The sequence below is a fragment of the Betaproteobacteria bacterium genome, from assembly GCA_009377585.1.
In the GTDB taxonomy this organism is placed as follows: Bacteria; Pseudomonadota; Gammaproteobacteria; order Burkholderiales; family WYBJ01; genus WYBJ01.
On sequence record WHTS01000010.1, the window covers coordinates 68,279 to 90,552 of the forward strand.

A 22,274-nucleotide genomic window follows, 5' to 3' on the forward strand; every position below is an offset into this window, starting at 1 on the left:
CTCATCGTCCCAGCAGTTGCAGCAACTGCGCTTCATCGATCACGGCCACACCGAGCTCCTCGGCCCTGGCAAGCTTCGACCCGGGATCGGCCCCGGCCACGACATAATCGGTCTTCTTCGACACGCTGCCGCTCACCTTGCCGCCCGCGCCCTGAATCATGTCACGCGCTTCGTCCCGACTGAGATTGGGCAGCGTGCCGGTGAGCACGAAGGTCTTGCCGGCTTCGGGGCCGTTCGAGCTCGCCTTCTTCGGCTTGCCTTCGGGCCAGGCGACGCCCGCCTTGCGCAGCGCATCGATGACTTCCCGATTGTGCGGTTCGGCGAAGAAGCGCGCGATGCTGGCGGCGATCACGGCGCCAACTTCGGAAACCTGCAGGAGCGCCTCCTCGTCGGCATGCACGATGCCGTCCAGGCTGCCGAAGTGGTTGGTGAGATCGCGCGCGGTCGCTTCCCCGACATGCCGTATTCCGAGCGCATACACCAGCCGCGGCAGGGTCGTGCGGCGGCTGCGGTCGATCGCCGCGCACAGATTGGCGGCGGACTTTTCGCCCATGCGATCGAGCGAGGCGAGCTGATCCACGCTCAGCCGATAGATGTCGGCCGGCGTGTGCAGCATCCCCCGCTCCACCAGCTGATCGACGATCTTCTCGCCGAAACCGTCGATGTCGATCGCCCGGCGCGAGGCGAAATGCAGCAGCGCCTGCTTGCGCTGCGCCGCGCAGACCAGCCCGCCCGCGCAGCGGCTCACGGCTTCATCGGGCTCGCGGTAGACATCCGAGCCGCACACGGGGCAGTGCTTGGGCATGTGGAAGATGCGCGCATCGGCCGGCCGGCGCTCGGTCAGCACGCGCACGACTTCCGGGATCACGTCGCCGGCGCGGCGCACCACCACGCTATCGCCGATGCGCACGTCCTTGCGCCGGACTTCGTCTTCGTTGTGCAGCGTGGCGTTGGTCACCGTCACGCCGCCGACGAACACGGGCTGCAGCCGCGCCACGGGGGTCAGCGCCCCGGTGCGGCCGACCTGCACTTCGATCCCGGTCACGGTCGTGGTGGCCTCTTCGGCCGGAAACTTGTGCGCCAGAGCAAAGCGCGGGGCGCGCGAGACGAATCCGAGTGCCGCCTGCTGGCGCAGCGAATTCACCTTGTAGACGACCCCGTCGATGTCGTACGGCAGCTCGGCGCGCTGCTCGCCGATCTCTCGGTAGTAGCCGAGCAGCCCTTCGACACCGCGGACGACGCGTCGCTCCGGCGCTACGCGGAAACGCAACTCGTGCAGAAATTCGAGCAGATCCGAATGCTTCGCGGGTGGCTCATAACCCTCGGTCGCCCCGATGCCGTAGGCGAAGAAGGTGAGTGGGCGCGCCGCGGTGAGTTTCGGATCGAGCTGGCGCAGCGAGCCCGCGGCCGCGTTGCGGGCATTGACGAAGGTACGCTCGCCGCGCTCGCTCTGGCGCTCGTTGAGCTGCGCGAACGAGCGTTTGAGCATGAGGACTTCGCCGCGAACTTCGAGCAGGCGCGGTGCACGCTTCGAGTCGAGTGTGAGCGGAATGGCCCGGATCGTGCGCAGGTTCGTGCTTACGTCCTCGCCGGTATAGCCGTCGCCTCGGGTTGCGCCCTGTACGAAGCGTCCGCCCTCGTAGGCCAGCGTAACGGCGAGTCCGTCGAACTTCGGCTCGCACGAATACTCGATGCGGCTGGCATCCAGCGCCTCGCGCACGCGCCGGTCGAAGCCCTCGACTTCGTCTTCGCTGAAGGCGTTGCCGAGCGAGAGCATCGGCACGCGGTGCGTGACCGCAGCAAGCTGAGTGAGCGGCGTGGCGCCGACGCGCTGCGTGGGCGAATCGGGCGTGATCCACTCGGGATGGGTCTGCTCGATCGCCTCCAGCTCGCGAAAGAGCGCGTCGTACTCGGCGTCGGTGATCTCCGGCGCATCGAGCACGTAGTAGAGGTAATTGTGGTGCACAATCTCCTTGCGCAGCGCTCTAGCATGACTGCGGCTGAGCCGCGCCCGATCCATCAGGAGAAAAGGCGCGCCGCCAGCGCTCCGCCGGGGGGAATGCCCTGGGCTTCCATAGCGGCGTGCACCGACTTGAGCTGCGCGCGGATGACCTTCAAGCCTGCATCGGTGAGCTCGGCCCGGTTGTCGTCCACCACGACCGCGTCGAGCTTGTGCGCGAGATGGCGCGCAAGCTCGATCATGCGCTCGAACACCCGCGACCCGCCGCTCACGCGCGGGACGTCCATCGAAAGCGTGAAGCCCGCAACCGGGCCCGAGCGCAGCCGTTCCGCGGTGAGTGCGGCGCCCTCGATGTCGTCGGCGCAGAGCAGGATGCGGCCGTCCTCGGCGCGCAGTACGAAGCGTCCGCTCGGTTCGAGCGCGAAGCCCGCCGATTCCAGCAGACCGCGGACCTTGGTGCCGGGCAGCGCAGCGCCGCTGCGCGGTACGACGTTGCAACCGACCGATACGTCCACCTGGCTACAGAAGCGATCGATATCGGCGGCGAGCTTCGCGGCCTGATCGATATCCGCGCAACGGCATGCGCCGCCGATGCGCTCCGCCAGCTGCAGCGCGAGGTCGCGCAAGCTCGACAGCTGCACCCGATTGATCGCGCCGGCGCGATCGGCCAGCTGCAGCGCAGCCTGCACGCGCGTGATCGCCGAGCCGCCGCTGCCGGGCAGCGCGACCCAATCGCCGCCTCGGGCGCTCCACCCATGCACCGCAACCGGCTTGCCGATCGCGTTCACCGCTTTCGCAAATCGCTCCAGCGTCGCCACACCGATCGGTTCCGGTGCTTCGATGCTGCACACATAATCGATCGCCACGTCCACCGGCGGTGCGTCTGGAACGGATACCGCAGCCGCAGCTGTCGCGGTTGTCGTTGCGGCGGATGGGTGCGCATGCATTGCGACGGGCTCGGAGGCCGGCTCGGTAACCGGTTGCAACGACGGCTCAGCGGGCGGTTCGGAAGGCGGCTCGGCAACACCCGCCTCGTCCGCCGGCACGCCGAAGCTCGGCTCTATGCGCTCTTCATCGGCTCGCGCCGTAGGCGTGGTCGGGTCGCCCATCAGGACGTCTTCGGGCGGCTGCGCGAAGCGGCTTTCGACCCGGCGGCGCAGCTGCAGCTCCTGGAAGCGGTTGAACGCGTAAACGCCAGCGACCACCAGGATGCCGACAACGATCAGGCCGAGCTGCAAATCGCTCATGGCGAAGAGTCCTGTCGAAGGATCAGGCTGCTTGTTTCTCGGTGAGCTTCAGAGCCTCTTCGATGTCGACCGCGACGACGCGAGATACTCCCAGCTCCTGCATGGTAACCCCGATCAGCTGCTCGGCGATCTCCATCGTGAGCTTGTTGTGACTGATGAACATGAACTGGGTTTCCGCCGCCATCTTCCTCACCAGGGCGCAGAAGCGCAGCGTATTCGAATCGTCCAGCGGCGCGTCCACTTCGTCCAGGAGGCAGAACGGCGCCGGGTTGAGCTGGAACATCGAGAAGATGAGCGCCAGCGCGGTCAGCGCCTTTTCGCCGCCCGAAAGCAAATGGATCGAGCTGTTGCGCTTGCCCGGGGGCTGCGCGATCACCTGGATGCCGGCATCCAGGATCTCGTCGCCGGTAAGGACCAGCTTGGCATTGCCGCCGCCGAACAGCGACGGGAACATCTCGCCGAAATGCCGGTTCACGGCTTCGAACGTGGCCGCGAGCAGCTCGCGCGTCTCGCGATCGATGCGCCGGATCGCGTTCTCCAGGGTATCGAGCGCCTGCTCCAGATCGGCCGACTGGGTGTCGAGGTAGATCTTGCGCTCGCGCGCGGCCGTGAGCTCTTCCAGGGCGGCCAGGTTGACCGCGCCGAGCGCGGCGATCTCTTCGTTCAGGCGCACGATGTCGGCGTTCAGATGGCTCGAGCGCACGCCCTTCTCCAGCTGCGCGCGCAATGCGCCCTGGTCGGCGCCGGCTTCGGCCAGCTGTCCCTCGAATTGCTCCTCGGTCAGTCGCGCCTCCTGCGCCTTCAGGCGCAGGTCGTTGGTCTTGTCGCGCAACGGATTCAAGCGTTGCTCTGCGCCGAGGCGCTCCTGCTCGATCTGGCGCAGCTCGTTCTCCAGCCCCTGCTGCGCATCGCGCACCTGCGCGAGCGCCTGCTCGCGCTCGCTGCGCACGCTCAATGCGCCTTGCAGTTCGCCGACCAGCGGGGCCTCGTCGAAGCGCGCCTGATCGGCTTCGAGCTCGGCGCGCTGCTGCTGCAGGCGCGCGCGCTGCTGCGCGAGATTTTGCAGCGTCGCCTGCAGATCTTCGATACGCTGGGCACAGGTTCGCTGCGTGAACTGCGCAGCCTGCGACTCCTTTTCTGCCTCCTGCAGCGCTTGTCGTTGCGCCGCGACTTCCTGCTCGCACAGGCGATACGCCGCTTCGGCTTCCTGCATGCGCTGCGTGAGCTCGGCGCGCACCGCTTCCAGGCGTGACAGCTCGGCTTGAGCCGCGCTGCGATGCTCGCTTTCCTGTCCGCCCTGGGTGCCGATCTCGGCCACCTCGGCCTCGATCTGTGCCCCGCGCTGGGTGGTGCGATCGGCCTGTTCCGACAGGCGCAGAATTTCCAGCTCGAGCCCGTGCGCGCGCTCCTGCGCGGTGTCGATCTCGAAGCGCAGCGATGCGATGCGGTTGCGCAGCGCGGCCAGCGCCTGCTCGCGCTCGTCGGCGCTGCGCCGCCGGTCGTTCAGCACCGCCTGCTCGGCTTCGATCTGCGTGCCGATGTCGTCGATCTCGCGCTGGCGCGACATCACCCCGTGCAGCTCGTTGTCCGGCGCATGGAAACTCACGCTGTGGCGGGTGAAGACGTGACCTTCGCGCGTGACCAGGATCGCCCCTGCCGGCGCCTGATGACGCAGCTCCAGCGCCGCTTCGGCCGATTCGGCGACATAGACGGTGCCGAGCCATTCCGGAACGACCGCCGCCACGGCGGCGTCGAGACAGCGCACGAAGGCAAGCAGCGGCTGCAATCCCTGCCACGGTTCCAGACGCGGCGCCTCGGCGCCGTTCTCGGCGCTGAAAATCGCCAGCTTGGCAGGCGGACTTTCGCGCCACCACGATTGGCCGGGCTCCATGCGCTCGACCGCGACGGCGTTCAGGCGCTCTTCCAGCACCGCTTCGAGCGCGTCTTCCCAGCCCTGCTCGATGCGCAAAGATTGCCACAGTCGGCGGTGGCCTTCGAGCCCATGCTGTTCGAGCCAGGCCTTGATGTGTTCGCCGCGCGCAAGCCTGGCCTGCAACGCCGCGAGCGCCGAGCGGCGCGCGTCCAGGGCCGTAACACGGCTGGCGGTAGTCTCGGCCGACTGCTGTGCTTCGCGGGTTGTCTGCTCGCGACCCGGTAATTCGGCCTCGTCGCGCTCCAGTGCTGCGCGCAGCTGCTGCAGCTCGCGATCGACCTCGGTCGACTCGGCGCGCAGGCCGGATAAAACGGCGCCGTCCGGCGCGACCAGGGCCGCGTGCTCCTGCTGCAGGCGAGCGCTGCGGCCTTCCAGCTGCTGCAGCAGCTTGTCGGCGTGCTCGCGACGGGTGGCCTGAACCTGCCGTTCCTGTTCGCAGCGCGCGAGCTCGTCGCGTGCGCCGCGCACGGATTCCTGGGTGTCGCGGAATCTCGCCTCTGCAACCGGCAGGCGTTCTGCCTCGGCCGCCACGCGTGCGGCCAGCCCGTGCGAGTGCTCGTCGGCTTGCGTGAGCTGCGCGCGCCAGTCTTCGCAGCTCGCCTCGGACTGCGCGAGCTGCGCCTCGCACTGCTGCAGATCGGCATCGACCTGCGTGAGCTGCGCTTGCACACGAGCGCGGCTGTCGCGCAGGAACTGCAGTTGCTGCTCCAGCCGTGCGACTTCCGATCCCGCCTGGAAGAACTCCCCCTGGGCCTTCGATACCCGGTCGTTGGCCGCGTAGAACTCGACCCGCAGCGACTCGGAGCGCTTCTGCGCGTCGGCCAAGCGCGCGTTCTCCGCTTCGGTCTCGACCAGGATGCGCTCCAGCTCGCGCGCGAGCCGAGCGCCCTGGGCCTGCGCCTCCTGCTTGCGCACGAACCACATGAGCTGGTGCGTATTGCTCAGGGCGTCCTGCAGGCTGCGATACTTCGCCGCCACCTCGGCCTGGTCCTGCAGTTTCTCCAGCTGCTTGCCGAGCTCTTCGCGAATGTCGGTCACCCGCTGCAGGTTGTCGCGCGTATCGCCGATGCGAAGCTCGGTCTCGCGCCGGCGCTCGCGATACTTCGACACGCCGGCGGCTTCTTCCAGGAACACCCGCAGCTCTTCCGGCTTGGCCTCGATGATCTGCGAGATCATGCCCTGCTCGATGATGCCGTAGGCGCGCGCCCCGACGCCCGTGCCGAGAAAGAGATCGGCCACATCGCGCCGGCGCACGTGGATACCGTTGATGTAGTACTCGGAAGCCCCTTCGCGCTCGAGCACGCGCTTGATCGCGATCTCGGCGTAGGCCGACCATTCGCCCGCGGCCTTGCCGAGGCTGTTGTCGAAGATGAGCTCGACCGAGGCGCGATGGCCGGGCTTGCGCTCGCCCGCGCCGTTGAAGATCACGTCCTGCATGGTTTCGCCGCGCAGGTGCCGGGCCGAGCTTTCGCCGAGCACCCAGCGCACGGCGTCGATCACGTTCGATTTGCCGCAGCCGTTGGGACCGACCACGCCGACGATCTGGCCTGGAATCGGAATGTGCGTCGGGTCGACGAACGATTTGAACCCGGCGAGCTTGATTTCCTTGAGGCGCAAGTGCGTGCTTCTGGACTTATAATGGCGCGGTTGTGGAGCTCGCCCGCGCATGAGCTTTGGCGCATGTATTTTCACCATGGCCAAAGCGGCGGCGCAAAGCAGCGACGTTGAGCGAGGGCGATTTTAACCGATTTGGTTCGCGTGTTAACCCCGAACATTCATGCCGACGCGACCAAGCCGACGCCTGCAGAGCTTTCCCAATCCGCAACCCGCGCGCGACTACCGGGTGCACATGGAAATCCCGGAGTTTACGTGCCTGTGCCCGAAGACCGGGCAACCGGATTTCGCCACGCTCGTGCTCGACTACATCCCCGATCGGCGCTGTGTCGAGCTGAAGAGCCTGAAGCTCTACATCTGGTCGTATCGCGACCGCGGCGCGTTCCACGAAGCCGTAACCAACCAGATTCTCGACGACCTGGTGCAGTCGATCGCGCCGCGCTACATGCGCCTCGAAGCGCGCTTCTACGTGCGCGGCGGTATTTTCACCACCATCGTGGCCGAGCATCGCGCCCGCGGCTGGTCCGCGCCGCCGCCGGTGGCGCTCGATGCCATTTCCCCCCAGCCGAGCGGCCGCGCCGGCTGAGGCCAGAGGGCCACGATGGCGCTCGAGCGGCAAACGCCTCGATGGCACTTCGTCCTCGCGGCTGCTAGCGTGCGTCGGCTGGCCGTGCTCGGCGTCGTGCTTGCCGGCGTTGCGAGCGCAACGACGAGCGCCGCCGAGCGCGTTGCCGCCCGCATCGGCGTGGAGGAGATCCGCTGCGAGGATTTGCACGCGACCGACGCCCGGACATGCGCGGCCGAGCTGCTGCGCGAGATTCGAGACCGAGCCGGGCACCGTTTCGTCGCCACGCAGGGATTGCAGGCAACGGCGGACGAGATCGAAGCGGTGCGCGCCCACGAGCGCGCCTTCGCCCGGCACGATCGGGCGCAACGCGCGCAAAAGCTGGCGGAGCTCGAAGCCCGGCTGGTTCACATGGGCGCCGAAATGAGCGCTGCCGAGCATGAGCGCCTGGTCGAGTTCCGCGCGGTCTTGCGGCGGCTGGCCGCGTACGAGGCCGATGTGGCGCGCGGCGCGCTAGCGCCGCCGGAACTTTCGACGGCGACCGTCGCGCACTGGATCGAACAGGCAAAACTCGACGCCGCCCTGTACCGCCGCTACGGCGGATCCGTCGGCCTGAAAGCAGCCGGCGCTTACGCCCATTCCGCGCGCGCCGAGTTGGTGGCCGACTACATGCGCCACGAAAACATCGAAGTGCCCGATCCGGAAGTCGAGCGCCACCTGCTGGCGGCGCTGTGGGCACCGCCGTCCATCGTTTATCGCGGGGCCACGCCGGATTTCACGCCGTTCTGGATGCGCCCGCTCGTTCCTTCGTACGTCGGGCCGTGACGCCCGAGCCGGGCGCCGCCACGTCGATTCCCGCACGCCGCGCATGGCGGCCCATATAATCGCGCCATCTCCCGCCTCGGCCGAGCGCACGTGAATCCCAGCCTGAACGATCTGCAGCCCTATGCGTTCCAGCGTCTCAACGACCTGCTCAAGGGGGTGCAACCCAATAGCGGCTTAAGCCCGATCCGGCTCTACATCGGCGAGCCGAAGCATCCGACACCACAATTCATCCGCGACGCCCTGAGCGCAGGGCTCGACGGGCTCGCGCTCTATCCCAGCACCCTGGGCGAATCGAGCCTGCGCAAGGTAATCGCTGGCTGGATGGAGAAGCGCTACGGGTTGCCCGGCGTCGACTACCGGACGCAAATCATCCCGGTGAACGGCAGCCGCGAAGCCCTGTTCGGTCTCGCGCAGGCGGTGGTGGACCGGACGCGGCCCGATCCGGTGGTGGTAATGCCCAATCCCTTCTACCAGATCTACGAAGGCGCGGCGCTTCTCGCCGGCGCGCGGCCCGAGTTCTTCAACACCACCGCCGAGGGCGGCTTCGCCACCGCCGAAGGCGCCTTCGCATTGAACCCGGGCCAGATCTCCGATTCAGTGTGGGCGCGCACGCAGCTCACATACGTCTGCTCTCCGGGCAATCCGACCGGCGCAGTCATGACGCTGGCAGACTGGCGGCAATTATTCCGGCTCTCCGACCGCTACGGCTTCGTGATCGCATCCGACGAGTGTTATTCGGAGATCTATTTCGACGAGGGCTCGGCGCCGCTCGGCGGCATGCAGGCCGCGCGCGCACTGGGCCGGGACGGCTTTCCGCGCCTGGTGATGCTCTCCAGTCTCTCCAAGCGCTCCAATTCGCCCGGGCTGCGCTCGGGATTCGTCGCGGGCGATGCGGCGGTGCTCAAGCCTTATCTGCTCTATCGCACCTACCAGGGTGGCGCCATGCCGCCGGCCAATTTCGCCGCGAGCCTGGCCGCCTGGCAGGACGAGGCGCACGTGGTCGAGAACCGGCGCCTGTACAAGGAAAAGTTCGATGCGGTGCTCGAGGTGCTGGGCGACGCGGTTCCGGCCCGGCGTCCGCAGGCCGCCTTCTACCTGTGGCTGCCCACGCCGATCGCCGATACCGAGTTCGCCCGCCGCTTCCATGCCGAATACAATGTCAGCGTTCTGCCGGGGAGCTATCTCGCACGCACGGCGCGAGGCGTGAATCCAGGGGAGAATTACGTTCGCATCGCGCTCGTGGCATCCACCGCGGAGTGCGTCGAGGCTGCGCAGCGGCTGCGCGATTTCTATAAAGGCCTGTAGCCCGCCATGGACGACTTGCAGCGCACGATCGAAGACGCCTTCGAGCAACGAACCACGATTTCCCCGGCCAGCGCCCCCGCCGCGGTCCGCGATGCGGTCGCCACGGTGATCGAGGGCCTCGATCGCGGCGAGCTGCGGGTCGCGGAGAAGTCGGGCGAAGACTGGGTCACGCATCAGTGGATCAAGAAGGCGGTATTGCTTTCCTTCCGCCTCGAGGACAACGTGCTGACCGAAGGCGCTGGCACGCGCTATTACGACAAGGTGCCGTCGAAGTTTGCGCAGTACACGGCCGAACGCTTCTCGGTCGAGGGATTTCGCGTCGTGCCGCCGGCAACCGCGCGCCGCGGCGCGTATGTCGCGCGCAACGTGGTGCTCATGCCCTCCTACGTCAACATTGGCGCCTATGTCGATGAAGGCACCATGGTCGATACCTGGGCCACCGTCGGCTCGTGCGCGCAGATCGGGCGCAACGTGCACCTGTCGGGCGGCGTCGGAATCGGCGGGGTGCTGGAGCCGTTGCAGGCCAATCCGACCATCATCGAGGACGACTGCTTCATCGGCGCCCGCTCCGAGATCGTCGAAGGCGTGGTGGTCGGCGCCGGCAGCGTCATCTCCATGGGCGTTTTCATCGGCCAAAGCACCCGCATCTACCATCGCGACAGCGGCGAGGTGAGCTACGGCAGGATCCCGCTCGGGTCGGTGGTCGTTCCCGGGTCGCTGCCCTCGGCCGACGGCAAGTATTCCTTGTACTGCGCAGTCATCGTCAAGCAGGTGGACGCCAAGACCCGCGCCAAGACGAGCATCAACGAGCTTCTGCGCGGCGATTGAGCGCTTGCCCCGCGCCGGCGCCGCCGCCAGGGCGGGCCTGCGCGGGCGGGCCCGGGCTTCAGTCGCCACGGTCGAGGCCGTTACTGGAGGTTGTCTTGGAACAGCCGGGAAATCGGGAGAACGGCATGGTACTCACGCCTTTGTTCAAGCTCATGGCCGAAAAGCAGGCCTCGGACATGTTCTTCACGGCCGGCTCGCCGATCCAGATCAAGATCCAGGGTGAGGTGATGCCGATCAACGCCCAGGTCCTGGACCCCGCGGCCGTGCAGAAGTTGGCCTACGAATGCATGACCCCGGAGCAGATCAAGATCTTCGAAGCCGAGCTCGAGATCAATTTCTCCCTGATCGAGTCGGGCGTGGGCAGTTTCCGCGTGAACGCGTTCCGTCAACGCGGCGCCGTGGCGATGGTCATCCGTCATATCAAGGTCGCGATTCCGTCCATCGAGGAACTGCGCCTGCCGCCGGTGCTCAAGGACGTGGTGATGGAAAAGCGCGGCCTCATCATGGTGGTCGGCTCCACCGGTTCGGGAAAATCCAGCACGCTGGCGGCGATGATCAATCATCGCAACCAGTCCAAGTCAGGACACATCCTCACCATCGAGGATCCGATCGAGTTCATGTATCGGCACGCCAAGAGCATCGTCAATCAGCGCGAGGTGGGAATCGATACCCGTTCCTATTCCAACGCGCTGGTCAACGCGATGCGAGAGGCGCCGGACGTGATCCTGATCGGCGAGTGCCGCGACCGCGAGACCTTCCAGGCTGCACTCGCCTATGCGCAGACCGGCCACCTGTGCCTCACCACTGTGCACGCGAACAACAGCTACTACGCGCTCAACCGCGTCATCAATTTCTTTCCGCACGATGCCCGCAACAGCCTGCTGATGGACCTGGCGGTAAGCCTGCGCGCGATCGTTTCGCAGCGCCTGGTGCGCGACCTGCAGGGCAAGCTCTGCCCGGCGGCGGAAATCCTGATGAACACCAAGCACATCCAGGAGCTCATCAAGAGCAGCGAGATCGATCAGATCAAGGACGCGATGGAGCAAAGCCTGGCGCCTGGGTCTCAGACTTTCGAGCAATCGCTGTACGGGCTCTACACCCAGGGCGTCATTGCGCTCGATGAAGCGCTTGCACACGCCGATTCGGCCACGAACCTGTCCTGGCTCATCGACAATGCAAAGGGAACGAGCCCCGAATCCAGCCGCAAGACAGCGCAGGCGGACGACCTGTCCAGCATCCGGCTCAACATCTAGCCCGGATCCCCCGTCAGCCGACGCCATCCGCAGGCGCCCGATGCAAGACCGGCTCGGTGCGGTGCGCCTGGAAGACGAGTACAAGGAAGCGGCTGCGCGCTTGCGCACGGTGCGCGACCTGGTCCGCTTCGGTGTCTCGCGCTTCAACGAAGCCCGACTTTCCTACGGTCACGGCACCGACAACGCGCTCGATGAAGCGTTCTACCTGGTGCGCCACGCCCTGCACTTGGCGCCCGCTCAGGCCGAATCGTTTCTCGACGCGCGCCTCGCGCGCAGCGAAGTCCGAGCCGTTGTCGGTCTGCTGCAGCGAAGAGTGCGCGAGCGCCTCCCCGCCGCCTATCTGACGCACGAGGCGTGGATCGGCCCGCATCGCTTCCGCGTCGACGCGCGCGCGATCGTTCCGCGCTCCTACATCGGCCATTGGCTGCTGGGCGAGCTGTCGCCCTGGATCGAGCAACCGGAGCGCGTCGGGCAGGTGCTGGAGCTCTGCACCGGATCGGGCTGCCTGGCGGTGCTGGCCGCGCTTGCCTTGCCGCACGCGCACATCGATGCGCTGGACGTGTCGGCCGAGGCGCTGGAGGTAGCGCGGGACAACGTCGGCGACTACGGATTGAACGAGCGCATCGAGCTCATCCAGGGCGATCTGTTCGCGCCCATCAAGCGGCGTCGTTATGAGCTCATCATCGCCAATCCGCCCTACGTGCGCTCGGCGGTCATGTCGCAGCTGCCGCCCGAGTACCGCCACGAGCCGGCGCTGGCATTGGCGGGCGGCGACGACGGGCTGGATGTCGTGCGGCGCATTCTGGCCGCAGCACGCGCGCATCTGCGCCCGCATGGGCTGCTCGTCATGGAGGTGGGCCATGCCCGGCCCGCTGTCGAAGCGGCCTATCCCCGCACGGCCTTCACCTGGATCGAGCTGGACGGCGTGGACGATGCGGTCTTCGTGTTGAATCGCCCGCAGTTGCCTGCGGCGCGCGCGGGCGGCTGAAGCGCTGCGCCGGCCGTTTTCCTGCAGGCTGCGGCGTCGGGCTCGATGGCTTGGGCTCGAGCTGCTGCAGGGCGCGTTCGACTTCCTGCGCATCGAGCCGCAGCCAGTGACCGCGTTTGAGTCGCGGCGGCAGCTCGAACGGACCGAAGCGCGTGCGCATGAGGCGGCTCACGGTGATTCCGGCTGCCGCGAACATCCGCCGCACCAACCGATTGCGTCCTTCGCGCACGCGCACGCGATACCAGCGGTTGGTGCCCTCGCCGCCCTGCGGCTCCAGCAGCTCGAACCGGGCCGGACCGTCATCGAGCGCGATGCCGCTGCGAAAGCTTCGTATCTGCTCGGGCGTGAGGCTGCCGACGATGCGCACGGCGTAGTCGCGCGGCTGCTGAAAACGCGGGTGCGTCAGGTGATTGGCCAGCTCGCCGGAATCGGTGAATAGCAGCAGGCCACAGGTGTTGAAGTCGAGCCGTCCGACCGCGAGCCAGCGGCCGCGCTGAACGACGGGAACGCGATCGAACACGCTCGGCCGTCCTTCGGGATCGCGCCGGGATACGATCTCGCCCTCGGGCTTGTGATAGAGCACGACGCGCGTCTCGCGCGCCTGGCGCGCGAGACGCGCGAGACGTCTTTGCGCCAGCGGTTCGCCGGCCACCACGATCCGGTCTGCGGGTCCGACACGCAGACCGAGCTGCGCTACCCGGCCGTTAACCATAACCTGACCTGATTGAATGAGCTCTTCCATCGCCCGCCGCGATCCGAGGCCCGCCTCGGCGAGCCGCTTCTGCAATTTGCTGGTGGGCGTCTCCTGGCTCGGATGAATACCGCGTGCTGCCGCCGCGAGCCCAGGGCGATGTCCCTGTCCCGGCCGGCTGCCTGCCGGTGCCGGACCCCGGGGCCGGAAGCGCGCCCGAGCCTGACCCGGTCCAGCGGCTTCGCCTGGTTCGTAAGCTGCGGCGCGGCTCCTTGCCCTGGGGCCGCCCGGGCCGCGCGGAGCATCGGGGCTGCGCTTGGCGGGCCTGCGGAATGGCCGCTTGGACGGCCTGGTCAATGGCCGCTTGGCGTTGCGTGAAGACATGAATGGAGGCGAGCCCAAGGGCGGAGATGCAACCGCGGCGCTTTGCCTTCGGCCGTGCAGCTCGTGGCGGGGGTGGAGGGGTACGGCGGAGAATACCAGATCGAGGCGCCTGCCCCGCCCAGACCCTTTGCCTGATCCTTGGGCGATTGTTGCCTGATCCTTGGGCGATTCTTGCCGGGCCTTACCCAAGCCCCTTCCCCAAGCCGACAATGCAGAATGCACAATAGCTTCCGATTCCCGCTATCTCGTGGCGCTGCCTGCTCTTGCGGCACGCATGTGCCGGCACAAGAGCTCGATCCCTTGCAGGATGCGTGGGGTCGCCCGGTGCAGCGAGCTCGGGTCGACCGTGAAGAGGCGGCCCGACCCGACCGCACGCAGCGTCGTCCACCGCCGCCAACCGGCCAGCGCGTCCGGCCCGTCCGGGATAGCGGCGGCCACGATCGCATCCGGATCGGCCAGCAATACCGCCTCGCGGCTCGGCCGCGGCAGCCAGTGACGGTTTGAGGCGAAGACGTTCACCGCCCCGCAAACGCGCAGCGCATCGGCGATGACGTGCCCGCTGCTGATGGTCAGCAGCGGTCGATCCGCCACCTGGTAGAACACCCGCACCGGAGGTTCACCACCATGCGCGGCCCGGATACGAGCGAGATCGCGGCGAAAAGCCGCAGCGCGAGCTTGCGCCAGCGCCGATGTGCCAGCCAGAACGCCCAGGCGCTCGATGGTGCTCGCAATGGCATCGAGATCCTGCGGCTCGTTCTGGAACACAGCCAGGCCGAGCGCGCGCAGCCGTGCCAGCTGCCGTTGCGGGCTCCCGCTGGTCCATGCCACGACCAGATCGGGCCGCAGCGCGACGATCCGTTCCAGATCGAGCGCGTGCGCATCGCCGATGCGAGGGATGGACCTTGCTGCCGGCGGATGGTCGCTGTAGGCAGCCGCCCCGACGATCGCGCCGCCCGCGCCCGCCTCGAACAGCAGCTCGGTCAAATGCGGCGCCAGGGCGACGATACGTCGCGCCGGCTGCTCGAGGCGCACGCTTCGACCGCTGTCGTCGATCGCTGCGACGGCGGCGGCGACCCCTGTCTCGATTAACGACAGCGCGAGAAGCGGCAGCGTACCCAGCACGACAAACCGGGCCAATCGTCGCGCAGCGATCATGACCATCGCGGCACGAAACCGGACGCATGCGTCGAGTGCGCCCATGCCAACGGAAAGCCGAACAGGTGCGACAGTCGATCCGCATCGAGCACGCTGCGCGCCACCCCGCAGCTGGCGCCTCCCTGCCCGTCCAATAACAGCGCGTGTGTGGCGAAGCGCACAGCCAGGTTGCAATCGTGGGTTGCGAACACGAGGGTGCGGCCTCTCTCGCGCGCGAGCGAAGACAAGTGCTCGAACATGGCCGCCTGATGCGCGAGATCCAGGTGAGCGGTCGGCTCGTCGAGCAGGAACAGCTCCGGGTCCTGAGCCAACAGCGTCGCCAGCGCAACGCGTTGCCGCTCTCCGCCCGAAAGCGTGAGCACGTCGCGCTCGGCGAACCCGCTCAGATCGACCCGCGCCAGTGCATCGGTCGCACGCCGCAGATCGTCCTCGCTTTCCCAGCCGAAGCGGCCGATGTGCGGATGGCGTCCGACCAGCACGGTTTCGAGCACGCCGGCGCTGAACGCGTCGCTATGTTCCTGCAGCAGCAAGCCCCGCACGCGCGCGGCTGCACGCGGATTCCATTGCGCCCACGGGGTGCCGAAGAGCGCGACCGAACCGGCATCGGGTGCGCGCAGTCCCGCCAGGGTATGGAGCAGTGTGGACTTGCCGCTGCCGTTGGGACCGAGCAGGCACCAGCGCTCGCCGCTCCCAATATTCAGGCTCAGACTCTCGATCAGGATCCGAGCGCCAGCGCGCACGCGCAGTTCGTGCATGGCGAGCGCAACGGTCGTTTGGATGCCGTGCGGATTCATGACTGTTGCGGGCGCCGTACGACGAGCCAGATGAAGGCCGGTACGCCCGCCAGCGCCATCACCGCACCCACCGGAAGCTGCGTGGGCGCGACAACCGTCCGGGCCAGCGTATCGGCCAGTACCAGCAGCGCACCGCCGCCCAGCACACAGGCCGGGAGCGCCAGGCGCTGATCGTTGCCGGCCATGATGCGAACGGCATTGGGCACGATCAGCCCCACGAAGCCGATGGTGCCCACGGTGGTGACCGCGAATGCGGTCGCGGCCGAAGCGAGCAGCATGAGGGCGAGGCGCAGCCGATGCACGGAGACGCCGAGCGTGCGGGCCGCATCGGCTCCGCGCATCAGCACGTTGCAGTCGCGGCCGAAAGCCAGCGCCAGAGCGAGCAGCAGCGCCAGCGCGATCGCGGGCGGCGCGAACGCCTCGGCACCGTCGAGATCGCCCATCAGCCAGAACAGCATCCCGCGCAGGCTCGCGTCCGGCGCCAGCGCGAGCACGAGCATGATCGCCGCCGCCCAGCCGGTCGCGAGAGCCACACCGATCAGCAACAGACGCAGCGGCTGATCGGCTTCGCGCCCGGTCGCGGGGACGAGCAGGCTGCGGCTGCCCAGCGTTAGCACGAGCGCGACGGATAGCAGAGCGCCGCTCCAAGCACACCCGATCACCAGCGACGCCTGCAATCCCAGCAGCATGGCGCCGAGCGCCCCCGTCCCCGCGCCTCCGGCGAGCCCGAGCACATAAGGGTCGGCGAGCGGGTTGCGCAACAGGATCTGCATGAGCGCGCCGGCAAGCGCGAGCAACCCGCCGGCCGAGAACGCCGCAAGCGCGCGCGGCAGCCGCAGGCCGAGCACGATATCGGCGTGAATTCCCTTCTCCGAGCCGGTGAGAATGGCGGCGAGCCGATCGAGGGGAATCCACTCGGCTCCGCTTGCGACGGCGAGCGCGAGCGCGCCGAGCGCAGCCAGTGCAGCGATCCCGATGCCTCGCAGCGCCGATGCACGACTCACCGCGGCTCGTTCCTCACAGCCCGTTGTACTCCAGCGCAACCCAGAACGAGCGCTCCGGCAGCGGATAGGCATTGAAGCGATCGGCCACGAACTGGCTGCGTATCGCATAAGCGAAATATTTGCGCTCGAACAGATTCGTGATGCCGATGCTTGCCGCCCATGCGCCCATGCGGTGCTGAAGCTTCAAATCCGCCACCGTGTAGGCGGGAATGCGGCGCCCGAACGTGTTGCCTTCGTCGTTCTCCATGTACTGCGCCGACACGTACGCCGCTCTAGCATGCAGCCGGGTATCGGGCCCGATCCGCCAGTCGAGCGCGAGATCGAGCTTGTGCTTCGGCACCAACGGCACCGTGCGCCCGGCCAGGTCGATGTCGGTCGTGGTGAAGGCCGAGCCCGGCAGCACGCCAGAACGGAAGCGGGCGCGGGTGAAGGTATAACTGCCGAAAATCTGCAACGACGAACCGAGTGCCTGGCGCATCTCCAGCTCGAAACCGGTCCGCCGCAGCGGCGGCAGGTTGCGGTTCCCCACCCCGGTGGAGAACGGGTCCAGGTGGATCTCGTCGTCCACGTCCATGCGAAATATGCTCGCCTGCAGCCACGGCAGCTTCGGACCCAGCGCCATGCCGACTTCGTAGGTCTTCGCGCGCTGCGGGCGCAGGAACTGGAACTGCTGCGTGAACGCGGCCGACGGCTCGTAGATCTCGTCCACGGTGGCGAAGCGGAAGCTGCGCGCAGTGCGAACGATCAGCGCAGCGTCCTTCGCGACGCCGATGCGCAAGCCTACTTCGTAGGCATAACCATGCTGCCGATCGTTTGCCGCGGGGGCACCGGAGCCGAACGCGCCGCCCGGTGCCGTCGCGTCGAACCGGTCGGAAGCCGAGATGCGCATCCGCTCGCTGCGTGCGCCGAGATTGAGCGACACCCGCTGACTCAGCTCGATGGTATCGAGCGCGTAGATTGCATCGTTGTCCTGGGTCGCGTCGATCGTGTTGAACGGTTGGCCGACGTTCGCCGGCGAATTGGAGCGCAGCAGGCGGTAATCCCAGCGCGCGAGGTCGATGCCCAGAACGATCGCATGGCCGGCGCCGAGCGCCCTGCCCTGCCAGCGATAGCGCGGCTGCACGGTGAACACGTCCAGCGCGATGTCGCGGTAATCCGGGAAACCGCCGAAGTCGAAGTACGAGCGCTGATCCTTGTCCCGATAGCCCAGGCCGAGGACGAGCTCGCCGGCCCCCAGCTGCCAGCGCAAGTCGAGCGCCGCCTGGTTACCGTCGCGCTGCGCATAATCGAGCGGCGTCGACGTGCCGCGGCGGTCGCTCTCGAGCTGGTCGATGCCGGCGCTCGGCTGCACCTGGCGTGCGCCCGGCAGGCGCAATCCCTGCCGATCGGCGGCCAGGCGCAGCGTCGCATCCGCCCGATCCCCGATCCAGGTTGCGCGCAAGGCGAGGTTGGTCTCGCGGTTGTGGTTGTTGTCGCGGTAGCCGCCCGACTCGAAATTGCGCGCGAACGCGTGCAACCCGGCGCTCTCGCCGAACGCGTTCAGTGAACCGCTCAGCTCACGAGTATCCCAGCTGCCATAACGCGCAGTAGCGCTCGCGCGGTTGCCACTGCGCGCGGGATGGCGGGTGATGATGTTGATCACGCCGGCGCTGGCGCCGTCGCCGTACTGGACCGCTCCGCTGCCGCGCAAAATCTCGATGCGCTCGATCGCATCCAGCGGGACCGATGACCATTGCACGCCGGACTGATCGATGTCGTTCAGCCGCCTGCCGTCGACCAGGATGAGCGTGTTCTGCGCCGCCGTCGCGCCGAAACCACGCATGTCGACCGCCGCCAGCGCCGCGTTGTTGCCGAAGAGATCGCGGCTGACGAGCCCCGCCCGCGTGCCGAGAAGCTCCGGCAGCGTGCGCGCGGCACTGCGTGCGATGTCTTCGGCTGTGATGACGGATGCATTGACCGCAAGCTGCTCGACCGACTGCTCGAAGCGAGTGGCCGAGACGATCACCTCGGGTGCGCGCTGGGTCTGCGCCGCGTGGCACAACGATACGAGGACGATGGACAGCGCGCCGGCCGCATGACTTACCGCGGCGCGCGAACCGGACTGCTTCATGGTGAACCTCCCTGAACCCGCCAACCCGCGGGCAGTCGTCGTGGCAGAAGGCTCCAGGCCGGTCTCCGGGCTGACGAGTCTTGGTGCGACGCCTTCCCGCGGCCGCGTGGGCGCAGTGGCTGCGGATCGCCTGCGCAATCCGCCGGTCGCACCCGCACTCGCTTACCGTTGCGGGGGCAGCACAGGTTGCCGGCCGGAGCCGGTCCCTGTTTCCCGATTCTCGCCGGCCGCCAAAAGGCGGCAAGCGCACCTGGAACGATCCGATTATAGGGCGATCGGAGCGACCAAGCGGCGCGCGCCAGGCGCCAGCACGTACAATCGAGGTTGATCGATGCGGCTGCGCCTTCGATCGATTGGCCGGCAGGCTGCAAGGGATGAAGCGAAAGACATGACAGAGCGCGTTGTGATCGTGGGTGCGGGGCAGGCGGCCGGAGTAGCGGCGGTGACGTTGCGCGAGCAAGGCTATGGCGGCGCCATTGCGATCGTGGGCGAGGAAGCTTTCGCGCCCTATCAGCGCCCGCCGCTATCGAAGCATTTCCTGGCCGGGCAGATGAGCGCCGAGCAGCTGCTGCTGAAGCCGGAGAAGTTCTACGCCGAGCGCAACATCGAATTGAAGCTCGGCACCCGCGTAGACGCCATCGAGCGCGACGTCATGCGCGTGCGGTTCAATGGCGGCGAAACGCTCGCGTATTCGAAGCTCCTGCTGGCGACCGGAAGCCGCCCGCGCAAGCTATCCGTACCGGGTGCGGACCTCGCCGGCGTGCATTACCTGCGAACCCTCGCCGACGTGCAAGCGATTCGCGCCGACATGGCCGCGGGCAAGCGTGCGGTCGTCATCGGCGCCGGCTACATCGGACTGGAGGCCGCCGCCGTGGCGGCGAAGGCCGGCATGAACGTCGTCGTCCTGGAAGCCGCCGAGCGCATCCTGGGCCGGGTCAGCGGGCCGATCGTCGCCGACTTCTTTGCCGAAGCGCATCGTGCCCAAGGGGCCGAGATTCACTGCGGCATGCGCATCGAGGCGCTGGAAGGCTCGGCGCGGGTCGCGTCGGTCGTCTGCAACGAAGGCCCGGTTGCGGCCGACCTGGTCATCGTGGGCATCGGGATCGACCCCAACGTGGAGCTCGCGGCCGAAGCGGGGCTCGCGTGCGACAACGGCATCGTCGTGGACGAGTTCACGCGCACCGCCGACCCGAATATCCACGCCGCCGGCGACTGCAGCAACCATCCGAATGCGCTGCTCGGCGCGCGCATGCGCCTGGAGTCGGTGCAGAACGCGATCGACCAGGCCCGCGCAGCAGCGTCGAACCTTGCCGGCAAGGAACGCGCGTACGCCGAGCTGCCCTGGTTCTGGTCGAATCAATACGACCTGCGACTGCAGATTGCCGGCCTGTCGCAGGGCCACGATGGAACGCTGATGCGCGGGAGCCCGGCAGCGAGGGCCTTCAGCGTCATGTATCTGCGCGCTGGCAGGCTGATCGCAGTCGATACGGTGAACGCCCCGCGCGACCATCTGGCGTTTCGCAAATTGCTTGCCGCGGGCGGCGAGGCCGATGCGCAGCGGCTGGTCGATCCGGCTGTTGCCATCGGCTGATCAACTGAGGCCGCCCACCCGCGCACTACGCGTCGCGCCTCAAACCGACCACCCCGCCTCCTTCGCCGGCACCCCTCCTCGACGAGGAGGGGGAAGTATGCGAGCTCCCCTCCTGTCAAGGAGGGGCGGGACGCGCAATGCGCGGACAGGGTGATGTGGCATACCGCAGCGAAGTTATGCGAGTTCCCCTCCTGGCAAGGAGGGGCGGGACGCGCAATGCGCGGACGGGGTGGTGTGTGTATCCAGCAACGGCGCATCAAATCCCGCGCCGCTCGATCACGGCCCGCGCGAGCGTGCCGCTATCCACGTGCTCGATCTCGCCGCCGACCGGCAGACCGCGGGCGATGCGCGTGACCTTGAGCCCCCGCGCGGCCAGCATCTCGCCGATGAAATGCGCGGTAGCCTCGCCTTCGTTGGTGAAGTTGGTCGCCAGCACCACTTCCTTCACGCTGCCGTCGAGCGCGCGCTCGATCATGCGATCCAGATGGATGTCCTTGGGCCCGATGCCGTCGAGCGGCGACAGCCGCCCCATGAGGACGAAGTAAAGGCCGTTGAAGCACTGCGCCTGCTCCAGCATCATGAGATCGGCGGGCGTTTCCACCACGCACAGGACCGAGGCATCGCGCTGCGGCGAGGCGCACAAGGCGCACACCGGCGTTTCGCTGAAGCTGTTGCAGCGCTCGCAATGCCCCAGCGTTTGCAGCACCTGCAACAGCGCATTGCCGAGCCGGGACGCGCCCTCGCGGTCGCGCTGCAGGAGATGGAAGGCCATGCGCTGCGCCGACTTCGCACCCACGCCGGGAAGGCAGCGTAGCGCGGAGATGAGCGTCTCGAGGCTCGGCGGATTCTTCATGAAGAGGATCTGTCGTGACGCGGCGCGCTTTGCCGGCCGCGCACGCGCAGGCGGCGCAGCCCATACGACGGCAGTATGTCGCCGATGCCCGGATATTTCATCGGAAGCTTCCCACCCCGGCACACGGAGTTCAATCGGGCCGGCGCACTGAAATATTCGGACCAGGCCGCATCAGAACGGCAGCTTCATCCCCGGCGGCAGGTTGAGGCCGGCGGTGAAGCCCGCCATCTTTTCCTGCGAGGTCGCCTCGGCCTTGCGCACGGCATCGTTGAACGCCGCCGCGATCAGATCCTCCAGCATGTCCTTGTCGTCGGTCAGCAGGCTGGGATCGATGCTCACGCGCTTGACGTCGTTGCGGCAGGTCATGACGACCTTCACCATCCCGGCGCCAGACTGGCCTTCGACCTCGACGCTGGCAAGGCTTTCCTGCACCTTGCGCATGTTGTCCTGCATCTGCTGCGCTTGCTTCATGAGCTGCGCCAAGCCGCCTTTCATCATTTCGACCTCGTCTTTCCGATGCCGCGTGGATATCAGCGTTGCGGTTTGATCGAATCCGGCACGACGCGCGCCCCCAGGTTCTCCACCAGATCGCGCACGAACGGGTCCGCATCGAGCGCTCGGGCCGCACTGGCGAGCTTGCTGCGCCGCTCCTGCTCGTCCATTACCGCCGGCGTCATGCCGACCGGCTGACCGAGCGCGATCTTCAACCGGATTGCGCGTCCCAGATGTTCTTCGAGCGCGCCCCGCAGCCGCTCCTGCGGGCCTTTCTCCAGCAGGTGCTTGTGCCCTTCGGCCAGCCGCAACTCGACTACATCGTTCGATTCTCCCACGAGCTCGCAGTTCTGCGCGAGTTGCCGCGCCATTCCAGAAAGCTTCATCGCGCCCAGGGCGCCGGACCAGTCGGTAAGCGCCGATTGCGGGGCATCGGCCGGATTGGTCCGCGCTGGCTTCTTTCCCTCACCCTCGGTCCCTCTCCCGGAGGGAGAGGGAGGACTAAGGCTCCCCTCTCCCGCCGGGAGAGGGGCTGGGGGTGAGGGAGAGATTCGACCGCTGCCAAGCGCATCTGCGCTATCAATTCCAGCATCTCGCGACACTATCGACGGCCGCGGCGCAGAACGCGCTGCCACGCTGCCGCTCGAACCCACCGCGCTGCCGCTCGAACCCACCGCGCTGC

17 protein-coding genes, 1 pseudogene and 1 riboswitch (1 of these 19 cut by a window edge) are annotated in these 22,274 nt (G+C 67.5%); of the genes and pseudogenes, 7 read left to right on the plus strand and 11 right to left on the minus strand.

Going from position 1 to position 22,274, the window contains the following annotated elements; all coding sequences use genetic code 11:
* Window position 1 precedes the first annotated feature (1 nt).
* Genes ligA through smc form a run of 3 tightly spaced genes read right to left on the minus strand, consistent with a single transcriptional unit; the run spans window position 2 to window position 6,757 of the window.
* Complete coding sequence (ligA, locus tag GEV05_05800) at window positions 2-2,020, minus strand: NAD-dependent DNA ligase LigA (GenBank protein ID MPZ42908.1); 2,019 nt, start codon at window positions 2,018-2,020, stop codon at window positions 2-4.
* Window positions 2,020-3,207, minus strand: a complete 1,188-nt coding sequence (locus tag GEV05_05805; GenBank protein ID MPZ42909.1) for a hypothetical protein — start codon at window positions 3,205-3,207, stop codon at window positions 2,020-2,022. The genes ligA and GEV05_05805 overlap by 1 nt, the downstream gene beginning before the upstream one ends.
* A 22-nt stretch (window positions 3,208-3,229) precedes the next feature.
* Complete coding sequence (gene smc, locus GEV05_05810; GenBank protein ID MPZ42910.1) at window positions 3,230-6,757, minus strand: chromosome segregation protein SMC; 3,528 nt, start codon at window positions 6,755-6,757, stop codon at window positions 3,230-3,232.
* Between the two features lie 160 nt (window positions 6,758-6,917).
* Here smc and queF point away from each other — a divergent pair, with 160 nt between their 5' ends.
* The 6 genes from queF to prmB all read left to right on the plus strand — a co-directional run bounded on the left by queF (window position 6,918) and on the right by prmB (window position 12,518).
* Entirely contained in the window at window positions 6,918-7,340 is a 423-nt protein-coding gene (queF, locus tag GEV05_05815) for an NADPH-dependent 7-cyano-7-deazaguanine reductase QueF (GenBank protein ID MPZ42911.1), read from the plus strand.
* A 69-nt stretch (window positions 7,341-7,409) separates the two neighbouring features.
* Window positions 7,410-8,144: a hypothetical protein gene (locus tag GEV05_05820; GenBank protein MPZ42912.1), complete on the plus strand. Its 735-nt coding sequence runs from the start codon at window positions 7,410-7,412 to the stop codon at window positions 8,142-8,144.
* Window positions 8,145-8,234: 90 nt separating this feature from the next.
* Window positions 8,235-9,449 (plus strand): succinyldiaminopimelate transaminase, encoded by a 1,215-nt coding sequence (locus GEV05_05825; protein ID MPZ42913.1) that lies wholly within the window; start codon window positions 8,235-8,237, stop codon window positions 9,447-9,449.
* A 6-nt stretch (window positions 9,450-9,455) separates the two neighbouring features.
* Window positions 9,456-10,277 (plus strand): 2,3,4,5-tetrahydropyridine-2,6-dicarboxylate N-succinyltransferase, encoded by an 822-nt coding sequence (gene dapD / locus GEV05_05830; protein MPZ42914.1) that lies wholly within the window; start codon window positions 9,456-9,458, stop codon window positions 10,275-10,277.
* 125 nt (window positions 10,278-10,402) lie between these two features.
* Window positions 10,403-11,530 (plus strand): PilT/PilU family type 4a pilus ATPase, encoded by a 1,128-nt coding sequence (locus GEV05_05835; GenBank protein MPZ42915.1) that lies wholly within the window; start codon window positions 10,403-10,405, stop codon window positions 11,528-11,530.
* A gap of 40 nt (window positions 11,531-11,570) precedes the next feature.
* The gene (gene prmB / locus GEV05_05840) at window positions 11,571-12,518 is read left to right on the plus strand and encodes a 50S ribosomal protein L3 N(5)-glutamine methyltransferase (GenBank protein ID MPZ42916.1); all 948 of its coding nucleotides are present in this window, start codon (window positions 11,571-11,573) and stop codon (window positions 12,516-12,518) included.
* On the opposite strand, the gene GEV05_05845 is transcribed toward prmB, so the two are convergent.
* From GEV05_05845 to GEV05_05865, 5 genes are all read right to left on the minus strand, one after another.
* A complete protein-coding gene (locus GEV05_05845) occupies window positions 12,433-13,593 on the minus strand; it encodes a pseudouridine synthase (GenBank protein MPZ42917.1) in 1,161 nt (386 codons plus the stop codon). The two genes, prmB and GEV05_05845, sit on opposite strands and share 86 nt — an antisense overlap.
* Before the next feature lie 240 nt (window positions 13,594-13,833).
* Window positions 13,834-14,793, minus strand: a complete 960-nt coding sequence (locus GEV05_05850) for an ABC transporter substrate-binding protein (GenBank protein MPZ42918.1) — start codon at window positions 14,791-14,793, stop codon at window positions 13,834-13,836.
* A complete protein-coding gene (locus GEV05_05855) occupies window positions 14,745-15,503 on the minus strand; it encodes an ATP-binding cassette domain-containing protein (protein MPZ42919.1) in 759 nt (252 codons plus the stop codon). The genes GEV05_05850 and GEV05_05855 overlap by 49 nt, the downstream gene beginning before the upstream one ends.
* A 35-nt stretch (window positions 15,504-15,538) precedes the next feature.
* Window positions 15,539-16,618 carry an iron chelate uptake ABC transporter family permease subunit gene (locus tag GEV05_05860; GenBank protein ID MPZ42920.1) on the minus strand — a complete coding sequence of 360 codons (1,080 nt, stop codon included), beginning with the start codon at window positions 16,616-16,618 and terminating at the stop codon, window positions 15,539-15,541.
* The gene (locus tag GEV05_05865) at window positions 16,560-18,656 is read right to left on the minus strand and encodes a TonB-dependent receptor (protein MPZ42921.1); all 2,097 of its coding nucleotides are present in this window, start codon (window positions 18,654-18,656) and stop codon (window positions 16,560-16,562) included. The genes GEV05_05860 and GEV05_05865 overlap by 59 nt, the downstream gene beginning before the upstream one ends.
* A gap of 38 nt (window positions 18,657-18,694) precedes the next feature.
* Window positions 18,695-18,925, minus strand: a riboswitch (cobalamin riboswitch).
* A 119-nt stretch (window positions 18,926-19,044) separates the two neighbouring features.
* Here GEV05_05865 and GEV05_05870 point away from each other — a divergent pair.
* Entirely contained in the window at window positions 19,045-20,247 is a 1,203-nt protein-coding gene (locus tag GEV05_05870) for a pyridine nucleotide-disulfide oxidoreductase (GenBank protein ID MPZ42922.1), read from the plus strand.
* Window positions 20,248-20,503: 256 nt separating this feature from the next.
* Here the strand turns inward: GEV05_05870 and recR are convergent, their stop codons facing one another.
* The 3 genes and pseudogenes from recR to GEV05_05885 all read right to left on the minus strand — a co-directional run.
* Window positions 20,504-21,100: a recombination protein RecR gene (gene recR, locus GEV05_05875; GenBank protein ID MPZ42923.1), complete on the minus strand. Its 597-nt coding sequence runs from the start codon at window positions 21,098-21,100 to the stop codon at window positions 20,504-20,506.
* A 171-nt stretch (window positions 21,101-21,271) separates the two neighbouring features.
* Window positions 21,272-21,598 carry a YbaB/EbfC family nucleoid-associated protein gene (locus tag GEV05_05880; protein ID MPZ42924.1) on the minus strand — a complete coding sequence of 109 codons (327 nt, stop codon included), beginning with the start codon at window positions 21,596-21,598 and terminating at the stop codon, window positions 21,272-21,274.
* Window positions 21,599-21,630: 32 nt separating this feature from the next.
* Window positions 21,631-22,274, minus strand: a pseudogene (locus GEV05_05885) (DNA polymerase III subunit gamma/tau); it runs 1,234 nt beyond the window's last position.